Source organism: Izhakiella australiensis (assembly GCF_002006995.1).
GTDB lineage: Bacteria > Pseudomonadota > Gammaproteobacteria > Enterobacterales > Enterobacteriaceae > Izhakiella > Izhakiella australiensis.
This window is the reverse complement of the sequence record NZ_MRUL01000016.1, coordinates 63,310-78,631: the sequence shown is the minus strand read 5'-3', so window position 1 is coordinate 78,631 and position 15,322 is coordinate 63,310. Positions and strand designations below refer to the sequence as shown.

The window sequence follows — 15,322 nt, the reverse complement described above, 5'->3', positions numbered from 1 at the left end:
CTGACTATGTCTGAAATGACGCCTCGCGAGATCGTTAGCGAACTTAATCGCTTTATCATCGGCCAGGACGGCGCCAAACGTGCCGTTGCCATCGCCCTACGCAACCGCTGGCGCCGTATGCAACTGGATGAAGATCTTCGCCACGAAGTGACGCCAAAAAACATTCTGATGATCGGCCCGACCGGGGTCGGTAAAACGGAAATCGCCCGCCGCCTTGCGAAGCTGGCCAACGCGCCCTTTATTAAGGTTGAAGCGACCAAATTCACCGAAGTGGGATACGTCGGCAAAGAAGTCGACTCTATTATTCGCGATCTGACCGATTCAGCGCTGAAAATGGTGCGCCAGCAGGCGATCGAGAAAAATCGCTATCGTGCCGAAGAGATGGCAGAAGAACGCATTCTTGATGTGCTGATCCCCCCGGCAAAAAATAACTGGGGCCAGTCGGAATCCGCGCCGGAGCCGTCATCGGCCCGCCAGTCTTTCCGTAAGAAACTGCGTGAAGGCGAGCTGGATGATAAAGAGATCGAGATAAATCTTGCCGCCTCGCCGACGGGCGTTGAGATTATGGCGCCCCCTGGCATGGAAGAAATGACTAACCAGCTGCAATCCATGTTTCAGAATCTGGGCGGTCAAAAGCAAAAGCCGCGCAAGCTGAAAATCAAAGAGGCAATGAAGCTGCTGATTGAAGAAGAAGCGGCGAAGCTGGTCAATCACGAAGAGTTGAAAGAGCAGGCTATTGAAGCCGTTGAGCAGCATGGCATCGTCTTTATTGATGAGATTGATAAAGTCTGTAAGCGCGGTGAAACCTCCGGTCCGGACGTTTCACGTGAAGGGGTCCAGCGCGACTTGCTGCCGCTGGTTGAGGGCTGTACGGTCTCGACCAAGCACGGCATGGTGAAAACCGACCATATCTTATTTATCGCCTCCGGCGCGTTCCAGGTTGCCAGCCCGTCGGACCTGATCCCTGAGTTGCAGGGCCGTCTGCCAATTCGCGTTGAATTGCAGGCGCTGACCACCAGCGACTTTGAGCGCATTCTTACCGAGCCAAACGCGTCGGTAACCGTGCAGTACAAAGCGCTGATGAAGACCGAAGGCGTGGAGGTTCATTTTACCGAGGATGGCATCCGCCGTATTGCCGAAGCCGCCTGGCAGGTTAACGAAACGGCGGAAAATATCGGTGCGCGCCGTCTGCATACCGTACTTGAGCGTTTGATGGAGGAGATCTCCTATGACGCCAGCGAGCGCAATGGCGAATCAATTACCATTGATGCAGCCTATGTCTCCAGCCATCTGGATGAGCTGGTGGCTGATGAAGATTTGAGCCGCTTCATTTTGTAATACCTCTCGCAGCCGGTCGCCAGACCGGCTTATTTTCCGCCTGATGTCGGCAACATCCGCGCTGTACTTGACGTAGCGCAATTTTAATCAAAGCAGGTTTTTGCCATCATCTGCCGTTAAGCGATATACTTAGCCATCCTGCGGCAACCAGACGAAAAACCTTATGAAATACGATACTTCTGAACTCTGCGATATCTACCATGAAGAGGTAAACGTAGTTGAACCGCTGTTTTCTAACTTCGGCGGACGTACCTCATTTGGTGGACAAATCACGACGGTAAAATGTTTCGAGGATAACGGTCTGCTGTACGATTTACTGGAAGAAAACGGTCGCGGTCGCGTTCTGCTGGTAGATGGTGGCGGTTCCGCACGGCGAGCGCTGGTAGACGCCGCGCTGGCGCGTGTTGCCCTGCAAAATGAGTGGGAAGGCATCGTGATTTATGGCTCAGTGCGCCAGGTCGACGATCTGGAAGAGCTGGATATCGGTATCCAGGCCATTGCGGCTATTCCCGTCGGCGCTGCCGGTGAGGGTATCGGCGAAAGCGACGTGCGGGTTAACTTTGGCGGCGTCACCTTCTTTTCAGGCGATCACCTGTACGCTGACAACACCGGCATCATTCTCTCAGAAGATGCGCTGGATATTGAATGACGCGCGGCGAACAAAAGTAAACGGGTGCCAGAGGCACCCGTTAATGTTTTTGCCGTTAAAACAGCGGTTACACTTCATCCATCTTGCCAAGCAGCGCACGTAAACGTTCCTGCCAGACGTGCTGCTCTTCTTTCAACTGCTGATTTTCCCGCGCCAGCGACTCGCTGCTGCCGGCAGAATGCTGGATCTGCTGATTCAGATTCGCATTCTGCTCTTTCAGCTCTTCGATTTCCATTTGCAACAGCGTGATGGTATCAATCGCCTGCTGTACTTTTGCTTCCAGTTTTTCAAAAACTTCAAATGACATCTTCTATGCTCTCCTAATCGCAAGGCGATGATGGTGCTAGCCGCCGCTGAACATGGCTAAGCCAAATTGCGCGGTTAACAACAGATACCCGATTGTAAGTAGAGGGATAACTCAAGTCCAGCAGCGAAGCCGCGAGGAGTCGGGTTTTTAACGTTTTTCAGCTTATGCCTGGCGTTTTTTACAATTCCCGCGTTAAGAGCAGGGTGATTGTTAACAAAATGCTCAAACGTTGTGCTAAAAGGAAACTGAAATGGCGTTTTAGGAAAGCAAAAACACGCGAAAACGCTCATTTTTATGACGCAATACACATTTTTTGATTTCGCTATTTCTCGTTTATGTTCGTTAACGATAAATTTACAACAGCCCAACGTTCATACGGGCAATTCAATGGAATGATAAAAACAGCAGTAAATAATTAACCTCGCTTTCAGGACATTCATTATGAGTAATTCAACCAGCACGCTCAAAGGGCAGTGCATCGCCGAATTCCTCGGAATCGGTACCATTATATTCTTCGGCGCAGGCTGCGTTGCAGCGCTGAAACTGGCCGGCGCCAGCTTCGGACAGTGGGAAATCAGCATCATCTGGGGCGTCGCAGTATCAATGGCCATTTACCTCAGTGCCGGCGTATCGGGTGCGCATCTCAACCCGGCGGTCACCCTGGCGCTATGGCTGTTCGCTAATTTTGAAAGACATAAAGTGATCCCTTACATCCTTGCTCAGATAGCCGGCGCCTTCTGCGCGGCGGCACTGGTATATGGTCTCTACTACAGCCTGTTTTATGACTATGAGCAAACGCATCAGATGGTTCGCGGCAGCGTACAGAGCCTGGAGCTGGCCGGTATCTTCTCAACCTACCCTAACCCGCATATCAGCGTCGGTCAGGCGTTTCTGGTTGAAGCCGTAATTACCGCCTTTATGATGGGCCTGATCATGGCGTTAACCGATGACGGCAACGGTCTGCCAAAAGGCCCACTTGCGCCGCTGCTGATTGGTCTGCTGATCGCCGTTATTGGTGCTTCTATGGGGCCGCTGACCGGCTTTGCCCTTAACCCTGCCCGTGATTTTGGTCCCAAACTGTTCGCATTCTTTGCCGGATGGGGAAAAGTCGCCTTTACCGGCGCCAAAGATATTCCATACTTTCTGGTACCCATTTTTGGTCCCATTGTTGGCGCTATCGTCGGCGCGTTCGCCTATCGCAGCCTGATCGCCAGTAACCTGCCGGGAAAGACAGCTGAAACAGAAACCATACCAGAACCCGTTGCCCGCGCAGCGCAAGCGCAACGGAAAGCGTGATTCACCGCCGCCCGCGATCGCTGCGCTTATCCGCCTGCGGGTAGCGCGCAAGCAATCGCGGGCCGCAGTCCCGAACTCTTGACTACATCAGGACAGTATTATGCCAACAGACAAAAAATATATCGTCGCGCTCGACCAGGGCACCACCAGTTCTCGCGCGGTAGTTCTCGACCATGATTCCAACATCGTGGCGGTCTCTCAGCGTGAGTTTCAGCAAATCTATCCTAAAGCCGGTTGGGTAGAACACGATCCGATGGACATCTGGGCATCGCAGAGTTCAACGCTGGTCGAAGTGCTGGCCCATGCTGATATCAGCTCCGATCAAATCGCCGCCATCGGTATCACTAATCAGCGTGAAACCGCCATCGTCTGGGATAAAGAGAGCGGCAAACCCATATACAACGCCATCGTCTGGCAGGATCCACGTACTGCAGATTATTGCGCCAAACTGAAAAAAGAGGGGCTGGAAGAGTATATTCAGCACACCACCGGGCTGGTAATTAACCCTTACTTCTCCGGCACTAAAGTGAAATGGATCCTTGATCACGTTGAAGGCTCGCGCGAGCGGGCTAAGCGTGGTGAACTGCTGTTTGGTACCGTCGATTCCTGGCTGGTCTGGAAAATGACCCAGGGACGCGTACATATTACCGATTACACCAACGCCTCGCGTACCATGATGTTCAACATCCATACCCTTGAATGGGATCAGCGGATGCTGGAAATTCTTGATATTCCGCGTGAAATGCTGCCGGAAGTGAAAAGCTCCTGTGAGGTCTACGGCCAGACTAACATCGGCGGTAAAGGCGGCACGCGTATTCCTATCGCCGGTATCGCCGGCGACCAGCAGGCAGCGCTTTACGGCCAGCTCTGCGTACAGCCTGGCATGGCGAAAAACACCTACGGCACCGGCTGCTTTATGTTGATGAATACCGGTACCGAAGCGGTGTCCTCTTCACACGGCCTGCTGACCACCATCGCCTGCGGCCCGCGCGGCGAGGTGAACTATGCGCTGGAAGGCGCGGTATTTATCGGCGGCGCCTCAATTCAGTGGCTGCGCGATGAAATGAAGCTGATTGGCGACTCCACGGATTCTGAATACTTTGCGATGAAGGTGAAGGATACCAACGGCGTGTATATGGTGCCTGCGTTTACCGGTCTGGGCGCCCCCTACTGGGACCCCTATGCGCGCGGCGCGATTTTTGGCCTGACGCGTGGCGCTAACGCCAATCACATTATCCGCGCGACGCTGGAATCGATCGCCTACCAGACCCGCGACGTACTGGAAGCGATGCAAAACGATGCCAACACCCGCTTGCAGTCGCTACGCGTGGACGGTGGCGCCGTGGCTAACAACTTCCTGATGCAGTTCCAGTCCGATATCCTGGGTGTCCGGGTTGAACGTCCGGAAGTACGCGAAGTGACCGCGCTGGGTGCGGCCTATCTTGCTGGCCTGGCGGTTGGTTTCTGGAACGATCTGGAAGAGGTCCGCGCGAAGTCAGTGATCGAACGTGAATTCCGCCCCGGCATTGAAACCACCGAGCGCAATTACAAATATGCGGGCTGGCAGAAGGCGGTAAAACGCGCCCGCGCCTGGGAAGAAGAAGCAGAATAATCCCGGCAGTAAATCTGGCTACACTCGCCTGTGGGCTTACGCCCGCAGGCTTTTTTTTACCTGTTCCGTCTATGCTACACTGCCAGCCCTCCTTAAGATGCCGGAAAAGGCGATGAAACGAGAACTTGCAATTGAATTTTCACGGGTAACGGAAGCCGCTGCGCTGGCCGGTTATCACTGGCTGGGACGCGGTGATAAAAATGCCGCCGACGGCGCCGCCGTCCACGCCATGCGCCACGTGTTAAACCAGATTGATATCGACGGGCAGATCGTTATCGGCGAAGGTGAGATCGATGAAGCGCCGATGCTGTGGATCGGTGAAAAAGTCGGTAGCGGCCAGGGCGACGCCGTGGATATTGCCGTCGACCCGATTGAAGGCACCCGCATGACGGCGATGGGCCAGGCCAACGCGCTGGCGGTGATGGCGGTCGGCGAAAAAGGCTGTTTTTTGCATGCGCCGGACATGTACATGGAAAAGCTTATCGTCGGACCGCAAGCCAAAGGCGCCATTGACCTGACGCTGCCCTTGCAGGCTAACCTCAACAATATTGCCCAGGCGATGGATAAGCCGCTGAGCCAGCTGACCGTCAGCATCCTGGCAAAACCTCGCCATGACGACATCATTCAGCAAATGCAGCAGTGGGGCGTGCGGGTTTTTGCCATTCCTGATGGCGACGTTGCCGCCTCCATTCTGACCTGCATGCCGGACAGCGAAGTGGATGTATTGTATGGCATCGGCGGCGCGCCCGAAGGCGTCATTTCTGCCGCGGTGATCCGCGCGCTGGATGGTGATATGCAAGGGCGGCTACTGGCCCGCCACCAGGTTAAAGGCAGTACGCCGGAAAATATTCGCATTGGCGAAGAAGAGCTTGGCCGCTGTCAGCAAATGGGCATTGAGGCCGACAAGGTGCTGACGCTAGCGGAAATGGCCCGCACCGATAACGTGGTATTTGCCGCCACCGGCATCACCAGCGGCGACCTGCTACAAGGCATTAGCCGTCGCGGCAACATGGCCAGCAGTGAAACCCTGCTGATCCGCGGTAAATCGCGCACCATTCGCCGCATTCAGTCGGTACATTATCTCGATCGCAAAGACAGCGAGCTGCACCGCTGGATACTCTGACGCGGCGGCGATCAGTGCGAACCGACTGAGCTATCCGCTGGCTGGCGTGAGAGCGGCAGCCAGCAGAATAAGATCAGCAGCGCCAGCGCGAACATCAGCATGCCAAGGCTGAACTGACCGTGCTGCGGCAGCATCGCCGATAGCCAGGCGCTAACCCCCGCACCGAGATTCTGCAAACCACCGACCAGCGCGCCGGCGGTACCGGCCAGCCAAGGCCATGGCTCCATCGCCCCGGTGGTCGCCAGCGGAAACAGCATGCCGGCGCCAAAAAAGAACAGCGCCGCAGGAATCAGCAGCGTCCAGACGTTCATTATGCCAAACCACGCCGGCAGCCACATCAGCAGACCTGCGGCCAGGCAGCTGTTCACTGCATACCACATTATCGTCTGGCTGCTGCGGCTGTCGCTCCCGGCGAACCAGGCGCCAAAAAATGCCGCCGGGATCGGCAGGATAAACAAAATGCTGACCGTCAGGCTGGACAGGCCCAGCACGCCGCCAAGCAGCACGCCGCAGCAGGCTTCAAATACCGCAATCCCGGCCAGCGCGCCGATCAGCATAATCATGTAGCGAACGAAATTACCGTCCGCCAGCAGCGGACGATAGCGGGAAAAGAATGGCAGCCTGACGCCATCATAATGGGGGCGGGTTTCCGGCAGCCAGCGCAGCATCGTAAAGCTAACGGCCAGGCATAGCACCAGTAAAAAAGCAAAGCAGGCGCGCCAGCCATACAGTGAGGTTAACACCGCGCCAATCAGCGGGGCGATCAGCGGGCTGACCAGAATGCCCATATTCAGCAGGCTATTGGCATAGCGCAGCGCCGCGCCCTGATAAACATCCCGCGGTAGCGTGCGCGCCATGACGCCGGCAACGCCGGTGCCCAATCCCTGAATAGCGCTTCCCAGCACCAGCCAGCTAAAACTGCCAGCCAGCAGAGCGGTCAGCGTGCCAATGATAAAAATCATCATGCCTGTCAGGATCACCGGCCGCCGGCCGTACGAATCGGACAGAGGACCATAGATGAGCTGTGAACCGCCATAGGTCATCAGATACGCGGCCATCACCCGCTGTACTGAGCCATCTGAAACATGCAGCGCGTCAGCAATAGCCGACATGGCGGGGACATAAACGGTTTGTGCCATCTGCCCCACGGCGACCAGAACGGTCAGCATCAGTAAAATAGCGTTGTTTTTTTGACCTTTCATCAGGCTCACCACAGAATGATACCCCGCCATTTTCTAATTTTTCAGTAAGAACGACGGATATAAAAATGATACGGCGGGAAAAATATCAAAAATCTCTGATAATTCGAGAGGCCACGAGAAAATTTCTGGCAAACTTGCTGTCACGATTTACATACAGCGACAGGGGCGCAGATCGTCATTTACGTCTGCGGCCAATTGCGCCACATTTGTCGACAAGAGCTTTACCACGCATCAGGACTGGAAAATCAACCCTACAGTAGCGAAGATAACGCGAGCTATTGCGCAAAATCACTAAATGAGGAGTCGTTATGGCCGAGTGGGTCAATGCTACGGTGAAACAGGTAAATAACTGGACAGAGGCACTGTTCAGCATCACGGTAAATGCACCCATTGCGCCTTTTACCGCCGGGCAGTTTGCCAAGCTGGCGCTGGAAATCGATGGCGAGCGCGTACAGCGCGCCTATTCATACGTCAACGCGCCGGGCGATGGAAATCTTGAATTTTACCTGGTTCTGGTTCCCGAGGGGAAGCTCAGCCCGCATCTTTACGCGCTGAAACCCGGCGATCGGGTAATGGTCACTAAAGACGCCGCTGGCTTTTTTGTCCTGGAGGAAATTCCTGAGTGTGAAACCCTGTGGATGCTGGCAACCGGCACCGCTATCGGACCCTACCTGTCGATTTTGCAGGAGGGGAAAGATCTTGAGCGCTTTCGCAATATCGTTTTGGTACACGCTGCGCGTTACGCGGCGGATCTGAGCTATCTGCCGCTAATGCAGCAGCTACAGCAACGCTACAGCGGCAAGTTACGCATACAAACGGTAGTCAGCCGCGAAGAAATAGCCGGCTCCCTGAGCGGACGCGTACCGGCGCTGATTGAAAGCGGCGCGCTGGAGGCGTCCGTCGGACTGCCCATGAGCGCCGAACACAGCCACATTATGCTGTGTGGAAATCCCCAAATGGTGCGCGACACCCAGCAGCTGTTAAAAGAAAGCCGGGGCATGCGTAAGCATCTGCGACGCAAACCCGGTCATATGACCAGCGAGCATTACTGGTAATTGGGCTCGCGGCGGCGCCCGAAAAATACAACTAACTGCGTCGCTTTACCAAAGTGATTCGCGCCAGCTGTACCGGGTAGCGCGCCCAGTTCAACCATCATCGCCATGATAATCAACGCTGGAATAAAATAGCCGAGGAAAAGCCGCCACTGCATGGCAAAGCTGGAAAGGTCGGCGTTCAGCAGCAGCCAGGCAACGATGAAAAGCAGTGCCCACTGGCCGCCTTTGTTGCGATCGTGCAAGCGTTTTACCATTACGGCGGCCATCGGCCATAGCAATAACAGAACCAGCACAGCGGCAGTTCGGCGCTCTATACGCCCGCTGCCGGCAAGGCTGAACAGCAGCAGCATCAGCAGCGTCCAGACGGCCAGCCAGAGCCAGAAATCACGTCGTCCCAGCCTCCCCCGCCAGGACAAGCACCACTGTCGTAAGGTCATAATCGCGTTCCCGTGAAGCTCATCGCCTTTGACATTGACCGCCTGACTCCGTTTTAATCGGGGCTAAGTTAATTTCAGGGCAGATGAACGATGAACAACCTGTTGCGTACTGGCTTAATTGCGGCCTCCATTTTGCTTAGCGGCCTGTGTCACGCCGATCCCCAGGAGCGCAGCGAACATATGCCAACGGCGGCATATTTGCTGTCAGGAGCCCCCACCTTTGATATGACTATCGGCCAGTTTCGCGAGAAGTACAATGCCAGTAATCCTGCGCTTCCCTTAAGCGAATACCGGGCAATTGATAATCGGGATGACAAGAGCAATCTGACGCGTGCCGCCAGTAAAATCAATGAAAATCTTTACTCATCAACCGCGCTGGAGCGCGGCACCGGAAAGATCAAAACCTTACAGATAACCTGGCTACCCGTTCAGGGGCCGGAGCAAAAAGCAGCCTATGATAAGGCGCTGGCCTATATGGCCGCCTTCGTGCGCTATTTCGAACCGATGCTCAATGAAGAACAAAGCCTTAAACGGGTAACAACGCTGCTGGCGAAAGGCAAAGGCCAGCGCTACTTTGCTAAAAATGAAGGCGCGCTGCGCTATATTGTCGCCGATAACGGCGAAAAAGGACTGACCTTCGCCGTTGAGCCGCTTAAGCTGGCTCTGGCCCCCGATAGCCAGTCAAAATGACAAAAAGCAAAGCCTTACGGCTTTTTGATCTCTATACTGTCAGGCAGACCATACCGCCCGCCGGGCGGTCAGATTAAAACTATCGCGTTTCGCGTGGAGGATATGATGCGACATCCATTAGTAATGGGTAACTGGAAGCTCAACGGTAGCAAACATATGACGGCTGAACTGATCGCCGGTCTGCGTAATGCCCTGAGCGGCGTTGACGGCTGCGATGTCGCTATCGCGCCTCCGGTAATGTATCTGGAGCAGGCTCATCAGGCCATCGCTGGCAGCCACATTGCGCTGGGCGCTCAGAACGTTGACGTTAACCTCAGCGGGGCATTTACCGGTGAAGTTTCAGCTGAGATGCTGAGAGACATTGGCGCCCGTTACATCATTATCGGCCACTCTGAGCGTCGTACCTACCATAAAGAGAGCGACGAATTGGTTGCCAAAAAATTTGCCATACTGAAAGATGCCGGTCTGATTCCGGTGCTGTGCATTGGCGAAACCGAAGCGGAAAACGAAGCGGGTAAAACGGAAGAGGTTTGTTCCCGTCAAATTGATGCGGTGCTGAATACCCTGGGCGCCGGGGCGTTCAACGGCGCCGTTATTGCTTATGAGCCAGTCTGGGCAATTGGTACCGGTAAATCCGCAACGCCAGCGCAGGCGCAGGCGGTGCATAAGTTTATTCGCGACCATGTTGCGAAAAAAGATGCGGCCGTTGCCCAACAGCTGATCCTGCAATACGGCGGCTCGGTCAATGATAAAAACGCTGCGGAGCTGTTTGCTCAGCCGGATATCGATGGCGCGCTGGTTGGCGGCGCATCGCTGAAGGCCGACGCCTTTACCGCCATCGTCAAAGCGGCCGCCCAGGCCAAAAACGCGGGATAAGCGAACACGTAAAAGGTGCGCCTCGCCGCGAGGCGCACCTTCGTCATTCAGCCCGCCGGTTTCATTTCCCTCCGGCGTTAGCGCCACTCAGAAATCAGAAAGCCGCCGCGCCGTTTCCATCAGCTCAGCCAGCAGCATCTGGCGCCGCTCCTCGGCGGTATCCCTGCTGACCATAAAGCAAAATGCCGCCACCATCTGGCCGCTACGCGAACGAATGGGCGCAGCCATGCAGCAGGTAAAGCTTTCAGAGAGCCCCTCGGTAACGAAATACCCCTGACGTCCGGCGCGGTGAACATCGTCAAGAAACGCCTGGCGATCAATTTCCCGCCCGTTGCTTAGCCGAAAATCCTGCGGCGGAATTAATGCCAGGATGGCGTCATCACGCCAGTCGCTAAGTAGCAAGCGTCCCGATGCGGTCCAGGGGATCGGCACGCGCACGCCAATATCCGAGCTGATTTTAAACGGATGGACGCTGCTGCTTTCAGAAAGCACCACGCTGTACTTATTACCTTCCAGCATGCAAAGCTGCACCGTCTCGCCATGGCGCGCCACGATAGCAACCATCATCTGGTGCGCACGCCGAATCAGATCGTTATGGGCCATGTAATCCGCACCGTAATAGTGCATTTCACGGCCGAAAAATACCTGTCCGTCGGCGGTCAGTTCCAGCCAGCCAGCCTCGCTAAGGATATTCACCAGTTCATAAATACTTGAGCGTGGTGAACCGGTGGCGGTAATTAAATCACGTATGGCCATTGGCTGCCGGGCGACGTGAAGCTGGTGAAAAATCTCAATGACGCGATCCACGCCGCGCGCTCTGGGCTGCTTCTCATCTGGCATAGCGATCTCAGCATCTCCTGCGGTACGCCTCGTTTTGCCAATCTTACTTACGAAGCCTTATACGCGCCAGTTAATCTCAGAAAGATATCATAGCGTTAAATAGTTAATGTTTTCGAATTAATTAATGACCCGCTTATATTGGCGAGATACCAGCAAGCCGTTATGCGGCACTAAAATAGCGCAAAGCTAAAAGTAAAATGCACCAGGAAGAAGCGGTTCAGCTCACATTACAATAATTAAAAACGCGTACAAATATTAAATAACTCTTCCTGCTTCGCAAATTAAAAATTAAATCCTTTGCCTGTCTTGCAAAAGAAAAACAACTGTGCAAATCTCAAACTATCCACTATAACAGACCATTGTCCGATATATCAGACGAAGATGCACCGTTAAACATTCCTTTTCGCTCAGGAGAAGCGTAATGACGATAACCCGTTATGGCAGTGAAGGCGGTACCGGCACCGGTGGGCAACGCTTGCCTTTTTCCCGCGCCGTTCAGGCAGACGGCTGGCTTTATGTCTCAGGACAAACGCCAATGACCGCCGGCGAAGTCGTTGAAGGCGGCATTATTGAACAAACCCGTCTGGCCTTCAGCAACTGTATTGCCATTATGCAAGAGGCTGGTTATGAAATTAAAGATGTCGTACATGTAACTGCCGTGCTGACTGACGCACGCTATTTTGGTTCGTTTAACAAAGTATTTGCGGAAATATTTGGCGATCATCCTCCCGCCCGCATTTGTAGCGTGCAGGATTTAGTCGTGGATTGTAAAGTGGAAGTCGACGTGAAATGCTTCCGCGCAGATAAAAAATAGACCCGCCATATTTCTTATTTATCGGTTTTTATTACGGCTCCATCTCAACAGAGAGTGTAAATAAATGAATATGATAATGAAGACCAAATTGGCGGGTCAGTTTCTGACTGCGCTCGGCATTATTTCCCTGATGGGCTGCACACCAACAGATAAAAACACGCAGACGGCAGGAGGGGCGCCCACCTCAACCCTGCAGACGGTACTGCAACGCGGGACGCTGAAGGTAGGTGACTGTTTGAGCTTTGCCCCCTTCGGCTTTTACGATAAAGCCGGTAATCCCGATGGCTATGATGTGGATCTGGCAAAAGAGCTGGCAAAACGAATGGGCGTTAAGCTGGAAATGGTGAATACCACCAGCGCAAATCGCATCCCCAATCTGCAAACCAATAAAGTCGACGTGGTGTTTTGCAACTTCACCCGCAACATGGAGCGTGCCAAAGAAATTGGCTTTACTCAGCCCTATGTCGTCGCCAGCGAGGCGATGCTGGTACGTAAAGATAGCGGTATTAAATCGGCCCATGACATGACGGATAAAACCATTGCGACCGTAAAAGGTTCAACCAATGGCGATGAAGTTCGCTCCATGGGCATTAAGGTCAAAATTCAGGAATATGACTCCTCTCAGGCCGCCATTCTGGCCGTTAAACAGGGCCAGGCAGATGCCATGATTGAGGATAATAACTTCCTCGCCTACCAGGCCAAGCTGGATCCGAGCCTTGCCGTCACCAACGAAGCGCTGGTGCCGCTGGAGTACAACGCATTCGGTACGCGTCAGGGTGACCAGGTCTGGATCAATTACCTGAATGAGTTCCTGTTTGAAATTAACGCCTCAGGTAAAAACGCCGAGTTCTACCAGAAGTGGTTTGGCAGCAAGCCGCGCTACCCGCTTAACCCACAGTATTAATCTACCCACGCCGCCCTGCCAGGGCGGCTGATACCCGTGGAGCCGCTCATGAGCTATCAATGGTTAACCCTGTGGCAGTATTTCGGTACCTTTGCCGAGGCTGCCTGGCTGACGCTGCAGGTTACCCTGCTTGCCTTCCTGTTAGCGCTGACGCTCGGCCTGCTGGCCGCGCTGGCGCGCAACGCGCAGCTGGCCCTGCTGAGATTTATCAGCGCCTGCTATATCGAATTCATTCGCAACACCCCGGTGCTGCTGCAAATTTTCATTATCTTCTTTGGCCTGCCGTCGCTCGGCATACGCATGAGCGCTTTTGAAGCCGGCGTACTGGCGCTGGGCATCAACGTCGGCGCCTATCTGGCGGAGACCTTTCGCGCCGGCATCGCATCGGTGCCGCAAGGACAGCTGGAAGCGGCCTGGATACTGGGTATTTCACGCCGCCAGATATTTATTTCCATCATCCTGCCGCAGGCGGCCAGAGCGGTTTACCCGGCGATTATTAATAACCTGATACAGCTGCTGTTAGGTACTTCGCTGCTTTCCGCCGTTGCATTGCCAGAGCTGACCGGTACGGCAACGGTGATCAATGCCCGCACGCTGCTGTATATCCAAACCTTCACCTTTACCCTGATTGCCTATCTGCTGCTGAGTAATTTGCTGTCATGGCTGGGAAGTTTACTGGGACGTCGGATGTTCACGCCGCCGCTGGTGACCCGGATAAAAAAGCCCGGATTGCTGTCGACGATGGGTCTACGGACAAGCCTGTTTAAATCCCGGAGCATCATATGAACGAACTTGTGGTTACCAGCCTGCCGCTACTGCTGAAGGGACTGGGTGTCACCTTAATATTGTCGATCGCCGCCATCGCGGGCAGTACGCTGCTTGGCTTGCTGGCGGCGATACTTCGCACCAGCCAACTTCCGGTTGGCCGCCAGCTGGCGCTGCTGTATACCGAGTTATTTCGCGGCTCGCCGGTGCTTATCACCCTGATGTTCATCTACTTTGGCGTGGCCTATTTCGGCTATGAAATCAACCTGTTGGCCGCCGGCATTCTCGGCCTGAGCATTTATCAGGGCGCCTATATTTCCGAGGTTTTCCGCGCCGGTATCGAGGCGGTACCAAAAGGCCAGTGGGAAGTCGCATGGATACTGGGACTGAGTAAACAACAAACTTTCCGCTGCGTCATTCTGCCGCAAACAAGGCGCATCGTTATGCCGCCGCTGATAGGCCAGTACCTATCCCTGATTAAAGATACCTCGATCGTCAGCATGATAGGCATGTCCGAGCTGATGCATCAGGGTCAGGCAATCGTGGACCGAATTGGCCAGCCGGTGGTGGTTTACGGTCTGGTAGCGCTGCTCTATTTCATCATCTGCTATCCGATTTCCCGCTGGGTTCAGCACCATCAACAAACCAGGAGCGTACTGTCATGAGCCAGAAACCGGCTATAACGCTGAGCGGCGTCAGCAAATCTTTCGGCGCAACCCAGGTGATAAAAACCCTGTCTCTGGAGGTGCAACCCGGCGAGGTATTGGTATTGATCGGCGCCTCAGGCTCAGGCAAAAGCACCGTGCTGCGCATGATGAGCGGACTGGAAACCGTGGATGATGGCGAAATCTGGGTCAACAACGTGCCGCTGCACGATCGCAAGCGCAGCAGTGAAATCTGCGGTCATGTCGGAATGGTTTTTCAGCAGTTTAATCTGTTTCCCCATAAAACCACGCTGGGCAATGTGACCCTGGCGCTAATCAAAGCGCGCAAAATGTCGCCCTCGGCGGCAAATCAACGCGCTATGGCCGCGCTGGAGCGCGTCGGCCTGGCCGATCGCGCAAACCATTATCCGTCGCAGCTCTCCGGCGGCCAGCAGCAGCGAGTAGCCATTGCCCGCGCGCTGGCGGTAGAGCCGAAAATTATGTTTTTTGATGAGGCGACCTCCGCGCTTGACCCGGAGCTGGTCGGCGAAGTAACAGAAGTGATGCGCGGGCTGGCCCGCGATGGCATGACGATGGTGGTGGTCACTCACGAGATGGGCTTCGCGCGCAAAACCGCCGATCGGGTGGTGTTTATGGATCAAGGGGTGGTGGCTGAACAGGGAACCCCTGAACAGCTGTTCGTTAACCCGCAAAATCCACGCACTCAGCAATTCCTTTCCAGGGTACTGACTCACTAAGGCTCGGAGGAT

The 15,322-nt window shown here is 54.5% G+C and carries 17 protein-coding genes; 13 read left to right on the top strand and 4 right to left on the bottom strand.

Annotated features, from left to right (window positions below; translation table 11 throughout):
- The first annotated feature begins 6 nt into the window (after window positions 1-6).
- Both hslU and rraA read left to right on the top strand, forming a co-directional pair.
- Entirely contained in the window at window positions 7-1,338 is a 1,332-nt protein-coding gene (gene hslU / locus BTJ39_RS18695) for an HslU--HslV peptidase ATPase subunit (RefSeq protein WP_078004210.1), read from the top strand.
- Window positions 1,339-1,501: 163 nt separating this feature from the next.
- Entirely contained in the window at window positions 1,502-1,987 is a 486-nt protein-coding gene (rraA, locus tag BTJ39_RS18690) for a ribonuclease E activity regulator RraA (RefSeq protein ID WP_078004207.1), read from the top strand.
- A gap of 67 nt (window positions 1,988-2,054) precedes the next feature.
- Here the strand turns inward: rraA and zapB are convergent, their stop codons facing one another.
- Entirely contained in the window at window positions 2,055-2,294 is a 240-nt protein-coding gene (gene zapB / locus BTJ39_RS18685; protein ID WP_078004206.1) for a cell division protein ZapB, read from the bottom strand.
- 441 nt (window positions 2,295-2,735) lie between these two features.
- Here zapB and BTJ39_RS18680 point away from each other — a divergent pair, with 441 nt between their 5' ends.
- The 3 genes from BTJ39_RS18680 (at window position 2,736) to glpX (ending at window position 6,325) form a co-directional block, all read left to right on the top strand.
- Window positions 2,736-3,590, top strand: a complete 855-nt coding sequence (locus BTJ39_RS18680) for an MIP/aquaporin family protein (protein WP_078004205.1) — start codon at window positions 2,736-2,738, stop codon at window positions 3,588-3,590.
- Window positions 3,591-3,690: 100 nt separating this feature from the next.
- Window positions 3,691-5,202, top strand: coding sequence for a glycerol kinase GlpK (glpK, locus tag BTJ39_RS18675; RefSeq protein ID WP_078004204.1), 1,512 nt, complete (start codon window positions 3,691-3,693; stop codon window positions 5,200-5,202).
- A 112-nt stretch (window positions 5,203-5,314) separates the two neighbouring features.
- On the top strand, window positions 5,315-6,325 hold the full coding sequence (glpX, locus tag BTJ39_RS18670; protein WP_078004203.1) for a class II fructose-bisphosphatase: 1,011 nt from the start codon (window positions 5,315-5,317) through the stop codon (window positions 6,323-6,325).
- A gap of 11 nt (window positions 6,326-6,336) precedes the next feature.
- Here glpX and emrD read toward each other — a convergent pair whose 3' ends face one another.
- Window positions 6,337-7,527, bottom strand: coding sequence for a multidrug efflux MFS transporter EmrD (emrD, locus tag BTJ39_RS18665; protein ID WP_078004260.1), 1,191 nt, complete (start codon window positions 7,525-7,527; stop codon window positions 6,337-6,339).
- 308 nt (window positions 7,528-7,835) lie between these two features.
- Here emrD and fpr point away from each other — a divergent pair, with 308 nt between their 5' ends.
- A complete protein-coding gene (gene fpr, locus BTJ39_RS18660; protein WP_078004202.1) occupies window positions 7,836-8,582 on the top strand; it encodes a ferredoxin--NADP(+) reductase in 747 nt (248 codons plus the stop codon).
- On the opposite strand, the gene BTJ39_RS18655 is transcribed toward fpr, so the two are convergent.
- Window positions 8,573-9,019: a DUF805 domain-containing protein gene (locus tag BTJ39_RS18655; RefSeq protein ID WP_078004200.1), complete on the bottom strand. Its 447-nt coding sequence runs from the start codon at window positions 9,017-9,019 to the stop codon at window positions 8,573-8,575. The two genes, fpr and BTJ39_RS18655, sit on opposite strands and share 10 nt — an antisense overlap.
- A gap of 90 nt (window positions 9,020-9,109) precedes the next feature.
- On the opposite strand from BTJ39_RS18655, the gene BTJ39_RS18650 reads away from it, so the two are divergent.
- Both BTJ39_RS18650 and tpiA read left to right on the top strand, forming a co-directional pair.
- On the top strand, window positions 9,110-9,709 hold the full coding sequence (locus BTJ39_RS18650; protein WP_078004199.1) for a YiiQ family protein: 600 nt from the start codon (window positions 9,110-9,112) through the stop codon (window positions 9,707-9,709).
- Between the two features lie 105 nt (window positions 9,710-9,814).
- Complete coding sequence (tpiA, locus tag BTJ39_RS18645; protein ID WP_078004258.1) at window positions 9,815-10,585, top strand: triose-phosphate isomerase; 771 nt, start codon at window positions 9,815-9,817, stop codon at window positions 10,583-10,585.
- An 87-nt stretch (window positions 10,586-10,672) separates the two neighbouring features.
- Here the strand turns inward: tpiA and BTJ39_RS18640 are convergent, their stop codons facing one another.
- A complete protein-coding gene (locus BTJ39_RS18640; protein ID WP_078004198.1) occupies window positions 10,673-11,425 on the bottom strand; it encodes an IclR family transcriptional regulator in 753 nt (250 codons plus the stop codon).
- Window positions 11,426-11,846: 421 nt separating this feature from the next.
- On the opposite strand from BTJ39_RS18640, the gene BTJ39_RS18635 reads away from it, so the two are divergent.
- The 5 genes from BTJ39_RS18635 to BTJ39_RS18615 all read left to right on the top strand — a co-directional run bounded on the left by BTJ39_RS18635 (window position 11,847) and on the right by BTJ39_RS18615 (window position 15,310).
- The gene (locus tag BTJ39_RS18635; RefSeq protein ID WP_078004197.1) at window positions 11,847-12,239 is read left to right on the top strand and encodes a RidA family protein; all 393 of its coding nucleotides are present in this window, start codon (window positions 11,847-11,849) and stop codon (window positions 12,237-12,239) included.
- Between the two features lie 70 nt (window positions 12,240-12,309).
- Complete coding sequence (locus tag BTJ39_RS18630) at window positions 12,310-13,143, top strand: ABC transporter substrate-binding protein (protein ID WP_422386051.1); 834 nt, start codon at window positions 12,310-12,312, stop codon at window positions 13,141-13,143.
- Window positions 13,144-13,191: 48 nt separating this feature from the next.
- Window positions 13,192-13,929: an amino acid ABC transporter permease gene (locus tag BTJ39_RS18625; RefSeq protein ID WP_078004193.1), complete on the top strand. Its 738-nt coding sequence runs from the start codon at window positions 13,192-13,194 to the stop codon at window positions 13,927-13,929.
- Window positions 13,926-14,573 (top strand): amino acid ABC transporter permease, encoded by a 648-nt coding sequence (locus BTJ39_RS18620; protein ID WP_078004191.1) that lies wholly within the window; start codon window positions 13,926-13,928, stop codon window positions 14,571-14,573. Before BTJ39_RS18625 ends, BTJ39_RS18620 begins: the two co-directional genes overlap by 4 nt.
- Entirely contained in the window at window positions 14,570-15,310 is a 741-nt protein-coding gene (locus BTJ39_RS18615; RefSeq protein ID WP_078004190.1) for an amino acid ABC transporter ATP-binding protein, read from the top strand. The genes BTJ39_RS18620 and BTJ39_RS18615 overlap by 4 nt, the downstream gene beginning before the upstream one ends.
- Window positions 15,311-15,322 lie beyond the last annotated feature (12 nt).